The organism is Vibrio sp. Vb1026 (genome assembly GCF_033338745.1).
Lineage (GTDB): Bacteria > Pseudomonadota > Gammaproteobacteria > Enterobacterales > Vibrionaceae > Vibrio > Vibrio alginolyticus.
This window is the reverse complement of record NZ_JAWOTH010000005.1, coordinates 83351-93899: the sequence shown is the minus strand read 5'-3', so window position 1 is coordinate 93899 and position 10549 is coordinate 83351. Positions and strand designations below refer to the sequence as shown.

The following is a 10549-nucleotide window of genomic DNA, read 5'->3' as shown; positions in this document are numbered from 1 at the left end:
TGTTACCAGATCCTTAGTTTCGCTGCGGCTCGCTAGAATGACGGACTCTTTTGATTTAGAGGCTGTTAAAGCCACTGTCATTCTGAACAGCGAGGAATGAGCGTGGTCCAGAATCTATCGTCCGGTTGAGCAGTGGTTAAGCTGAGCGGGAAAGAATAGGGGCTTGCTGTTACCAGATCCTTAGCTTTGCTAAAGCTCGCTAGAATGACGATCCTTTTTGGTTTGGAGGCTGTTAAAGTCATCATCATTCTGAACAACGAGGAACGAGGTGATTCAGAATCTATCATCCGGTTGAGCAGTGGCTAAGGTGAGAGCAAAAGAATAGGAGCTTGCTGTTAACAGATTCTTAGTCTCGCTTGAGCTCGCTAGAATGACGAACTCTTTTGATTTAGAGGCTGTTAAACTCACCGTCATTCTGAACTGCGAGGGACGAGCGTGATTCAGAATCTACGCATAGAGCGCTCCGAGTTTGAAATAAACTGCCTGAGCTTGCGAATTACAATGGAAAAGTAACAGCGAATAATGAAGGAGAATGAATCATCGATAAGACACCTTGCGTTTATATCCTAACGTCAAATAACAACGCCGTTCTCTACATAGGTGTTACCAGTCAGCTGCCCCAAAGAATATGGCAACATAAAAATGGAGTAGTGGAAGGATTTACTAAGAAATACAACGTTCATAAGCTCGTTTACTTTGAGTTATTCGACGATATGGCTAATGCTATAAACCGAGAAAAGCAGCTCAAGCAGTGGAAGCGTGAGTGGAAGTTAGCCTTGGTAAGAGAAACGAACCCTAACTTTCTCGATCTATCTACTGAGTATCAGTAAAAGTCATTCCTATCTTTAAACGCATTTAAGCTAACCACATCCGCTTTTTGTGTCGGTGCCGCTTCCCCTTCTAGCGCTGCTTTGAACTTTACGACCTGTTTTTGCAACTCGTTCATCAATACCACATTGGTGTGATGAGGGGTTTTACACGTGCTGATGACTCTATCAATGTGGCTTTGTTGAGCCCACAATCTTTCTTTCATATCTTCTGATGCGCTCTCGATCATCTCTTTCGCCATCTCATGTCGAAATTGCTCAAAAGCTTCTGGGTCTCGCTCTGCCATTCGAACCATTTCATCGAATGGAGGAAGCGTTTGGGATGGGATATGACGTAGAGTAGACATCGATGCTCTCCAAATCCTTATGGAAATTGCCTTTAGTTACTAAAAGCCTATACCACTAGAAAGAGGAGAGAGGATGAATTCTTCAGCCGTCTCACTTATAAGAGAAGCTTTCAGGAGTGAGATTGAATAAGTGCGGCATGTCGATGTTTGGTTGTGGTGGTTACTGCAGTTGTTGGATGCGGTAAACGCAGCGTCTTTGGCCACTAATGATGTGTTCGGTACGCTCTACTTTGGTGTCATGTCCAAGTAAAGACTGAAAGACACTTAATTCTGATTGGCACAAGCTTGGGCAGCGAGTTGCGGCTTTACAAATCGGACAGTGATTTTCGATCAAGATGAATCCGTTCTCATCTCTCTCGAGCTCTGCCATATAGCCTTCTTGCTCTCTTAATGTGACAAGTGTTTCTAGTTTGCTTTGCAGAGAGTCGCATTGCTCAAGATGCTGACGATAACTTTGTAACGTGAGTTTTTCCCTTTCTGATGTGACTTTTTCCAGTCCATCTTTGCCAAAGATATGTTCGACAGCTTCTATAAACTGAATGGTCAACTCACCGTGACGGTCAGCAAATTGCTCATGACCTTTTTGAGTGAGAGACCAATGACGAGCAGGGCGACCAACTTTTACTTTTACGTCATGGATAGACAGGATGCCATCATCTTCTAAACTCTGCAGGTGCTGACGCGCCCCCATGGTTGTCATACCTAGCTCAGAAGAGAGTTGTTTTGCAGTGACGGAGCCATCACGCTTAACGATTTGCAATATCCTATCTACGGTCTTCATATACCCACCATTTATACGTCAGTACATATTATGCGCGATAGGGTTAGTAAAGAAAAGTGTTGACTTAATTTGAGTGTGGATTTGTAGGGGCTATGTTCATATGAGCCAATATATGTCGTCATTCTGAACGGCGAGGGATAAGGTGATTCAGAATCTATCGTCCGATTGTGCAGCGGTTAAGGTGACCAGGAAAGAATAGGAGTCTGCTGTTACCAGATTCTTAGTCTCGCTGGGGCTCGCTAGAATGACGAGTTCTTTTGATTTAGAGCTTGCTATGGTAACCGTCACTCTGAACGGCGAGGGACGAGGTGATTCAGAATCTATTTTTTGGTTGAGTAGTGGTTAAGGTGACCAGGAAAGAATAGGAGCTTGTTACAACTAGATTCTTAGTCTCGCTGGAGTTCGCTAGAATGACGAGTTCTTTCGATTTAGAGCTTATTAAAGTCACCGTCATTCTGAACAACGAGGAACGAGTGTGATTCAGAATCTATTGCCCGTTGTGCGGAAAGAAAGGCTCAAGCTCAGACTGAGCGAGAGCCTCGAGAAATGCTTAAAGAATAATATCGCGTACTTCTGGATCCTTACGATCTAGGTAGTGAGTCGACTTAATGCGGCGAATAGTTCGGCATCGACCGCGCACGAGCAGCGTTTCTGTGGTTGCAATATTGCCTTGACGAGAGATACCTTCCAGCAAGTCACCTTTAGTGATGCCTGTAGCTGAAAATACCACATTGTCGCTACGAGCCATGTCTTCCATTTTGAGGACAACATTCGCTTTTACGCCCATTTCATCGCAGCGTTTTAGTTCATCTGCACCGTAAATGCGGTTTTCTTCAGTATTGCCTTTTACTTCGTGACGAGGAAGCAGGCGACCGTGCATATCACCGTCTAGCGCTCGAATTACCGCTGCTGATACTACCCCTTCTGGCGCGCCACCAATACAGTACATCATGTCCACTTCACTGTCTGGCATACAAGTCAGAATAGAGGCAGCCACGTCACCATCAGGCACCGCAAAGACACGTACGCCCATTGCTTGCATTTCTGCAATAACGTTATCGTGGCGAGGTTTCGCAAGGGTAATAACGACTAGGGTATCAAGTGGCTTGTTCAGGGCTTTTGCTACGTTCTCTAGGTTTTCTTTTAACGGCTTTTCTAAGTCAATTACGCCTTTTGCACCAGGGCCAACAACCAGTTTTTCCATGTACATATCTGGCGCTTTAAGAAAGCTGCCTTTCTCACCTGCGGCAAGTACGGCTAGTGCGTTCGATTGTCCCATTGCCGTCATACGCGTTCCTTCAATCGGGTCGACTGCAATATCTACTTCATCACCACCAATACCCACTTGCTCACCAATGTACAGCATTGGCGCATCATCGATTTCACCTTCACCAATGACAATTTCACCACTGATATCTGTTTTGTTCAGTAGCGTGCGCATAACTTCAACAGCTGCGCCATCGGCTGCGTTTTTATCGCCACGGCCAAGCCATTTGTAACCAGCCAGAGCTGCACCTTCAGTCACACGGGAAAATGCCATTGCTAAATCGCGTTTCATGATGTCTCCAAGTAAGCAAGAGGGAAGAAGAATTTGCGCGGCGATTCTATCACAAGGTCGAGTAAACGTTTGCCTTTTTGCGAGGCTTTTACTTTATCTAACTTGAATTTGATCAATACTTAGGGCGATTTTCAGCGTAGCGAGACGCAAAATCCTTGCTCAAAAATGCTTCGGCGACAAGAAAAGTCAGCGTTTAGTGAGATTGCGCTGATTTTTTGACCGAATGATGCAAAATATCGAATATAGTGAGTGTTTCTCATCGCGACGCTGAGTAGAATGAACCTTATATAGGTTAGGTGTGCATCAATCTCGCACATCGTCCCAACGGAATAACATAGGTAGGCCAAGATGTCTTTTGAAGTACTAGAACAACTAGAATCTAAAATTCAAACTGCAGTTGACACAATCACTCTTCTTCAGATGGAAGTCGAAGAGCTGAAAGAAGATAAAGCTAAACTTGCGGAAGAAGCGAACGAGCTTCGCTCTCAACGTGAAGAGCTAGAGCAAAAAGCACAACAAGCACAGCAAGAGCACGCACAATGGCAAGAGCGCATTCGTGCACTACTTGGCAAAATGGACGAAGTGGAATAATTCGGCTTCTTCATTCCAAATTAAAAACACCCGCGTTAAGCGGGTGTTTGTGTTTTAGGGAAGTAGAAAATGTTAAGACAAGGCTAGGCGCTAAGAGCCAAGAGAAGACCCTATAACTTAGGCGCCTAAGACTCGTTATGCTTCTTCATCCAACTCTAAATCAATATTCAATGGTTCTGGCGACAGGATAATTCCGGTGCTATCAGCGTAAATGTAATCTTCTGGAAGGAAGCTAACGCCGCCAAAGTTGACTGGTATATCCAATTCGCCAATACCCTGGCTGGTCGCTCCAACAGGAATAGAGGCGAGGGCTTGAATGCCTAAGTTCATATCTTCAAGTTCATCTACTTCACGAACACAGCCGTAAACGACAATGCCTTCCCACTCGTTTTCTTCCGCAATGGTTGCGATTTCTGCATCGATAAGGGCTTTACGTAGGGAACCGCCACCGTCAATTAACAAAACGCGACCAAGTCCATCTTGCTCTAATGTCTCGCGGATCAACGAATTATCTTCAAAACACTTGATGGTGGTGATTTGCCCGGCAAATGAAGCGCGACCGCCAAAGTTACTGAACATTGGTTCAACCACATCTACCTGATCGAGGTAGATATCACAGAGTGCTGAGGTATTGTATTCCATAGCGTACCTTTCTAAACAGAAATTGGTTGTCTTTGAGTATATCTAGGCATTAAGTCAATGCAATGACAATCCTTTTTTAACTTACTAGAGTTTGAGCTACCACAATTGTTGCAAACAAAACGTTGGTGACTAGAGAGCATTTCACGATGACTGGCATCATTGGTGCTATCTGAGCGGGCTTTTGTGTATGCCAAACTGCTTTACCATGATCGGCCACGAAATAAATACTAAGTAAAAATGGCAAGCTAATCCAAACGGGTTTGTCTTGAATTAACAAGTAAGCCGCAAAGGCAAGGATAGCTCCGCCAAGTAAGATAAAGTGGTACTGCTTGGCTTTACGTTGACCTAAGCGTACCGCCACCGTGCGTTTACCACACTCTCGGTCGTTCTCTATATCACGCATATTGTTGATGTTGAGTACTGCAACGGCGAGTAAACCGCAGCCTAAAGCAGGTAAGAATAGCGTGGTGTCTACGTGACCGGTATGCAAGAAGTAGGTACCGGATACGCCGAGTAAACCAAAAAACAAGAACACTGATATATCGCCAAGCCCCACGTAACCGTATGGTTTGCTACCCATGGTATAAGCAATGGCTGCGAGAATGGCCAAAATTCCCAGCCCGATAAAAGTAACAATGCTTTCCAGTGAACTTAGTGAATAGAAAACTAACACCAAGCCTGAGATTGCGGTCAGAACGATGTTAAAGATAATCGCTTGTTTCATCTGTTTAGCACTTACCGCGCCAGACTGCATCGCTCGTAATGGGCCAAGGCGTTTGTCGTTATCTGTACCTTGAACGGCATCGCCGTAGTCGTTCGCAAGATTGGATAGAATTTGCAGCAACGTCGCGGTTACGAAAGCCATGATGGCAATTGTCGGTGAAAAATGACCCGCCGAGTAGGCGAGTACACTACCCGTTAAGATAGAGACTAATGCCAGAGGTAGTGTTTTTGGGCGAGCGGCTTCAAGCCAGATCTGTAAAGATTGTTTCATGGAAATTTCGTGCTAGTAACCAATGTGCCCAGTATAAGCACAAAGAGGCAGATACGCTATTGACCTAAAACAACTCAACTAGAAGTCAAAGGGCGATTCAGAATCTATCGTCCGGTTGTGCGGTGGTGAAGGCGAGTGAGGAAAGAAAGGCGTTTGCTGTTAGCAGATTCTTAGTCTCGCTTGAGCTCGCCAGAATGACGAGATCTTTTTGATTTAGGTGTTGTCAAAGTCACCGCCATTCTGAACAACGAGTGTGATTCAGAATCGATCATCCGATTGTGCGGTGGTGAAGGGGAGTGGGAAAGAATAGGCGTCTGCTGTTACCAGATTCTTAGTCTCGCTTGAGCTCGCTAGAATGACCAGGTCTTTTGATTTAGATGTTGTCAAAGTCACCGTCATTCTGAACAGCGAGGAACGAGTGTGATTCAGAATCTATCATCCGATTGTGCGGTGGTGAAGGCGAGTGGGGAAAGAAAGGCGTTTGCTGTTAGCAGATTCTTAGTCTCGCTTAAGCTCGCTAGAATGACGAGCTCTTTTGATTTAGATGTTGTCTAAGTCACCGTCATTCTGAACAGCGAGGAACGAGGTGATTCAGAATCTATCGTCCCAATAGTGCCGTGGTTAAGGTGAGTTGGAAAGAATAGGCGTCTGCTGTTAGCAGATTCTTAGTCTCGCTTGAGCTCTTAGAATGACGAGATCCTTGATTTGGGTGTTGTCTAAGTCACCGTCATTCTAAACAAAAAGCCCAGAAACAAGGTTCTGGGCTTTGGTAAAATAGATTGCGTTTAAAGAATAAAGCGGCTTAGATCTTCATCTTCAATTGTGTCGCCTAGGCGCGCTTTCACGTAAGCGGAATCAATAACGAATTTAGCGCCAGATTGCTCCGCTGCGTCGTAAGAGATTTCATCCATCAAGCGTTCCATTACGGTGTGTAAGCGACGAGCACCGATGTTTTCGGTGCTTTCGTTGACCGTCCATGCCGCTTCCGCGATTTGCGTGATGCCGTCTTCTGTGAATTCGATGTCCACATCTTCCGTTTTCATCAACGCAACGTACTGCTCTGTTAGAGAGGCTTTTGGCTCTGTCAGAATACGTTTGAAGTCGTTGCTGCTTAGTGCTTCTAGCTCAACACGAATTGGTAGACGACCTTGCAATTCTGGGATCAAGTCAGATGGTTTTGCCACTTGGAATGCACCAGATGCAACAAACAGAATATGGTCTGTTTTTACCATGCCGTGCTTGGTTGATACCGTGCTGCCTTCAATCAATGGAAGTAGGTCGCGCTGAACACCTTCGCGTGAAACGTCTGGGCCTGAGCTCTCGCCGCGTTTACAGATCTTGTCGATCTCATCGATAAATACGATGCCGTTGTTTTCAACGTTGAAAATCGCTGCTTCTTTTAGCTCTTCTTGGTTTACCAGTTTCGCCGCTTCTTCTTCCGCTAACGCTTTCATTGCGTCTTTGATTTTCAGCTTACGTTTTTTCTTAGTGTCGCCTGCCAGGTTTTGGAACATGCCTTGCAGCTGGTTAGTCATCTCTTCCATACCAGGAGGCGCCATGATCTCTACGCCCATCTGCGGTGCGGCTACGTCGATTTCAATTTCTTTATCGTCTAGTTGGCCTTCACGCAGTTTCTTACGGAAGATCTGGCGAGTGTGAGAAGACTCTTCCGTTTGCTCTGCTTGACCCCAGCTATCACGTGCTGGTGGCAGTAGCCCATCAAGAATGCGTTCTTCCGCTTGCTCTTCTGCTCGGAATTTCACTTTCTCCATCGCTTGTTGATGCGTCATTTTCACAGCGACATCTGTTAGGTCACGGATGATGGTTTCAACTTCTTTACCAACGTAACCCACTTCGGTGAATTTTGTCGCTTCAACTTTGATGAAAGGGGCATTTGCCAGTTTTGCGAGGCGTCGTGCGATTTCAGTCTTACCAACACCAGTAGGGCCAATCATCAAGATGTTTTTTGGCGTCACTTCGGCACGCAAGCTTTCTTCAAGCTGCATGCGGCGCCAGCGGTTACGAAGTGCAATCGCAACCGAACGCTTGGCTTTTTCTTGACCGATAATGTGGCGGTTCAATTCATGAACGATTTCGCGAGGCGTCATTTCAGACATATTCTTTCCTTACTTCGTTACGATTACGCGGTTGGTTTTTCAGGCTCTACTGTTGAGTCTAGCTCTTCTACCGTGTGGTGATGGTTAGTGAAGACACAAATATCACCCGCGATATTGAGAGCTTTTTCCGCGATCTCACGAGCATCTAGATCTGTGTTTTCTAGTAGGGCGGTTGCGGCAGCTTGTGCGTAAGCACCACCAGAGCCAATCGCAATCAGGTCGTGTTCTGGCTGTACGACATCACCATTACCGGTAATGATTAACGATGCGGTTTCGTCGGCAACGGCAAGTAAGGCTTCGAGCTTGCGCAGAGCACGATCGCTACGCCAGTCTTTGGCTAGCTCAACTGCCGCTTTGGTTAGGTGACCTTGGTGCATTTGCAGTTTGCTTTCGAAGCGCTCAAAAAGGGTGAAGGCATCCGCAGTACCGCCGGCAAAGCCCGCTAGTACTTGGTTGTTGTATAGGCGGCGAACTTTGCGCGCATTACCTTTCATTACGGTATTGCCTAGAGATACTTGGCCATCACCCGCGATGACGACTTTATTATTTCGACGTACAGATACAATGGTAGTCACAGTCGACCTCTTGATTATTTCTCTTTGGATTTAATTCAGTATATGGGGGAGGAGAAATGGGGATTCAAGGGGGCAAAAAGAAAGGCCCTAGGATCTTAGCTCCTAGGGCCTGAGTTTAAAGATTTTCTTTCCAAATCGCGCACGGCTCGATTTTCGCGCGTTGCAGTTTATGACGGTCACGTTCTGCATCACGTTTGAACTTATACGGACCTAGCACCACACGATACCATGAACTGCCTTCTTTCTTACGAATCTTGCTCGACATCCCTTGGAACGCGATTGCAAGCTTGCGCTCTTCCGCTTGTGCCTGAGTTTTGTACGCGCCACACTGCATGATGTAAGGAATTTTAGAAACTTCAATTTCTTTAGCCACAACTTCAACTTCACGTTTCGGTAGTGACTCAACATATTCCCATTTTTCTTCTGGTGGTGGCGGCAAGTCTTTTTTCGGCTTTGGTTTGCTTACAGTGGTTGTTGGCTGCTTCACGACTGGTTGTTTAGGTTCTGGGTCACTACTCAAAAGGTAAAGACCATAGCCAAAACCGCCCACGAGCAAGATAGCGAGCAGGCCACTGCGCCAAGGTTTTTTTCTTTTCGGCGGCTGTTTTTTTGTCGACTTTTTTGGGGCGCCTCGCCCTCGTCTTACATAATCTCTATTTGCCACGGTTATTTCTGGTCATCAAGGATTCTTGCAAATATGTTAATCCAGAACGAGTTGAGAAAACACCCTATTGATAGAATCTTGATAGCTAAAGCGCGACAACGCCCGAGTGTAGGAGTGTGTTTCCGTTCTCACTTACATTTATTCAGGGATACACAAAAAGCAGGAGGGGTAAATAAAAAAAGCGGCGCCTTAGCACCGCTTTGGGGATGAATACCTAATCTTTAGGTTAAGGGCGCTGTGGTGGCGCTGCACTTCCACGAATGACGAGATTAGTTTCAAGCAGACGTGAGCCTGAATGCACGTCGTGGCCTTTTAACATCTCGAGCATCATTAGCATCGCTTGTCGACCAATCTCATAGCGAGGTTGAGAGATGGTGGTCAACGGTGGATCGCAGTACTGAGCGAAGTTAATGTCATCAAAGCCCACAACAGAGAGATCTTGCGGTACTCGTAAGCCAAGCTTTTTCGCTTCTTGAATTGCGCCGATGGCCATTGTGTCACAGTGACAGAAAATAGCCGTTGGTGGTTCTGGCAATTCGAGCAGTTTACGAACGGCTTTTGCTCCGCCATCAAAAGAGAACTCAGTAATGACACTATATTGCGGATCTTTATTGATGCCGGCACGGCGCAGGGCTTGTTGGTAGCCTTGCTGGCGGAATTGACACAATATTGCTGTATCTGGTCCAGAGATTTGAGCAATGCGTTTATGACCTAATTGAGTCAGGTAATTCACTGCTTCAAATGCAGAGGTCAGGTTATCAATATGTACTGTCGGGAGCTCGAGTTCAGGCGCAAATTCACACGCCATTACCATCGGAGGTAAGTTCTTTTGCTCTGGCTTACTGACATCGAATGGTAGATCTGTACCAAGCAGTAGCATTCCATCTGCCTGCTTAGTAAATACGAGGTTTACGAAAGAGCTTTCGCGTTTCTTCTGTTGTCCGCTATCGCCCAGCAGGACTAGATAGCCATGTTCCATGGCTGCATCTTCAATACCGCGAATAATTTCAGAAAAATAAGGATCACAGATGTCGGGAACGATAGTAACAATGGTTTTTGATTCGTTTCTACGTAAGTTACGCGCTAATGAGTTTGGAGAATAACCCGCTTCAAGTACGGCATCTTCTACTCTCTTTCTTGTAGAAGAAGAGACTTTCTCTGGATTCATTAAGGCTCGAGATACCGTAGCCGTAGACACTCCCGCAAGCTGGGCAACATCCTTCATTGTCGCCATAGTTTTTAACCTCTCATTTATTTTTTGCCAAGATGACGTTATTCCGGTTTGAAATCAGAGTAATCAAACCGAGTTAGAGCTGTGTTTGCTCTTCGCTCAGTTCGTGTTAACGAGTGGGAAAATGGATTCTTCACCGCGATATCAATTTGTGGGAATAGTCATTGTTTTAATCTAAGCCTGTGCAAACAAGTCACTTTAGACTTTTCTAATTTGGATAGT

11 protein-coding genes are annotated in these 10549 nt (G+C 45.7%); 2 read left to right on the top strand and 9 right to left on the bottom strand.

Annotation, left to right across the window (positions count from 1 at the left end):
• Positions 1–536: 536 nt before the first annotated feature.
• Entirely contained in the window at positions 537–830 is a 294-nt protein-coding gene (locus R7E47_RS10355) for a GIY-YIG nuclease family protein (RefSeq protein WP_025768346.1), read from the top strand.
• On the opposite strand, the gene R7E47_RS10350 is transcribed toward R7E47_RS10355, so the two are convergent.
• From R7E47_RS10350 to glpX, 3 genes are all read right to left on the bottom strand, one after another.
• Complete coding sequence (locus tag R7E47_RS10350) at positions 824–1174, bottom strand: DUF3135 domain-containing protein (RefSeq protein WP_318084218.1); 351 nt, start codon at positions 1172–1174, stop codon at positions 824–826. The genes R7E47_RS10355 and R7E47_RS10350 overlap by 7 nt on opposite strands.
• Before the next feature lie 160 nt (positions 1175–1334).
• The gene (locus R7E47_RS10345) at positions 1335–1955 is read right to left on the bottom strand and encodes a helix-turn-helix transcriptional regulator (RefSeq protein WP_149191994.1); all 621 of its coding nucleotides are present in this window, start codon (positions 1953–1955) and stop codon (positions 1335–1337) included.
• 550 nt (positions 1956–2505) lie between these two features.
• Positions 2506–3513 carry a class II fructose-bisphosphatase gene (gene glpX / locus R7E47_RS10340; protein ID WP_213968497.1) on the bottom strand — a complete coding sequence of 336 codons (1008 nt, stop codon included), beginning with the start codon at positions 3511–3513 and terminating at the stop codon, positions 2506–2508.
• Positions 3514–3861: 348 nt separating this feature from the next.
• Here glpX and zapB point away from each other — a divergent pair, with 348 nt between their 5' ends.
• Positions 3862–4104 (top strand): cell division protein ZapB, encoded by a 243-nt coding sequence (zapB, locus tag R7E47_RS10335; protein WP_005379536.1) that lies wholly within the window; start codon positions 3862–3864, stop codon positions 4102–4104.
• Between the two features lie 135 nt (positions 4105–4239).
• Here the strand turns inward: zapB and rraA are convergent, their stop codons facing one another.
• From rraA to cytR, 6 genes are all read right to left on the bottom strand, one after another.
• A complete protein-coding gene (gene rraA / locus R7E47_RS10330; RefSeq protein WP_033905997.1) occupies positions 4240–4746 on the bottom strand; it encodes a ribonuclease E activity regulator RraA in 507 nt (168 codons plus the stop codon).
• 76 nt (positions 4747–4822) lie between these two features.
• Positions 4823–5740, bottom strand: coding sequence for a 1,4-dihydroxy-2-naphthoate polyprenyltransferase (locus R7E47_RS10325; protein WP_104969015.1), 918 nt, complete (start codon positions 5738–5740; stop codon positions 4823–4825).
• 785 nt (positions 5741–6525) lie between these two features.
• A complete protein-coding gene (gene hslU, locus R7E47_RS10320; protein WP_318084215.1) occupies positions 6526–7857 on the bottom strand; it encodes an HslU--HslV peptidase ATPase subunit in 1332 nt (443 codons plus the stop codon).
• Between the two features lie 23 nt (positions 7858–7880).
• The gene (hslV, locus tag R7E47_RS10315; protein WP_005383176.1) at positions 7881–8432 is read right to left on the bottom strand and encodes an ATP-dependent protease subunit HslV; all 552 of its coding nucleotides are present in this window, start codon (positions 8430–8432) and stop codon (positions 7881–7883) included.
• Between the two features lie 115 nt (positions 8433–8547).
• The gene (gene ftsN / locus R7E47_RS10310) at positions 8548–9096 is read right to left on the bottom strand and encodes a cell division protein FtsN (protein WP_047101882.1); all 549 of its coding nucleotides are present in this window, start codon (positions 9094–9096) and stop codon (positions 8548–8550) included.
• Between the two features lie 226 nt (positions 9097–9322).
• Positions 9323–10351 (bottom strand): DNA-binding transcriptional regulator CytR, encoded by a 1029-nt coding sequence (gene cytR / locus R7E47_RS10305; protein ID WP_254901949.1) that lies wholly within the window; start codon positions 10349–10351, stop codon positions 9323–9325.
• Positions 10352–10549 lie beyond the last annotated feature (198 nt).

Bases quoted from the DNA above. Each gene is read 5' to 3' on its own strand.
- R7E47_RS10345 (WP_149191994.1), bottom strand. From the start codon at position 1,955: ATGAAGACCGTAGATAGGATATTGCAAATCGTTAAGCGTGATGGCTCC.
- R7E47_RS10325 (WP_104969015.1), bottom strand. From the start codon at position 5,740: ATGAAACAATCTTTACAGATCTGGCTTGAAGCCGCTCGCCCAAAAACA.
- R7E47_RS10350 (WP_318084218.1), bottom strand. From the start codon at position 1,174: ATGTCTACTCTACGTCATATCCCATCCCAAACGCTTCCTCCATTCGAT.
- glpX (WP_213968497.1), bottom strand. From the start codon at position 3,513: ATGAAACGCGATTTAGCAATGGCATTTTCCCGTGTGACTGAAGGTGCA.
- zapB (WP_005379536.1), top strand. From the start codon at position 3,862: ATGTCTTTTGAAGTACTAGAACAACTAGAATCTAAAATTCAAACTGCA.
- hslU (WP_318084215.1), bottom strand. From the start codon at position 7,857: ATGTCTGAAATGACGCCTCGCGAAATCGTTCATGAATTGAACCGCCAC.
- rraA (WP_033905997.1), bottom strand. From the start codon at position 4,746: ATGGAATACAATACCTCAGCACTCTGTGATATCTACCTCGATCAGGTA.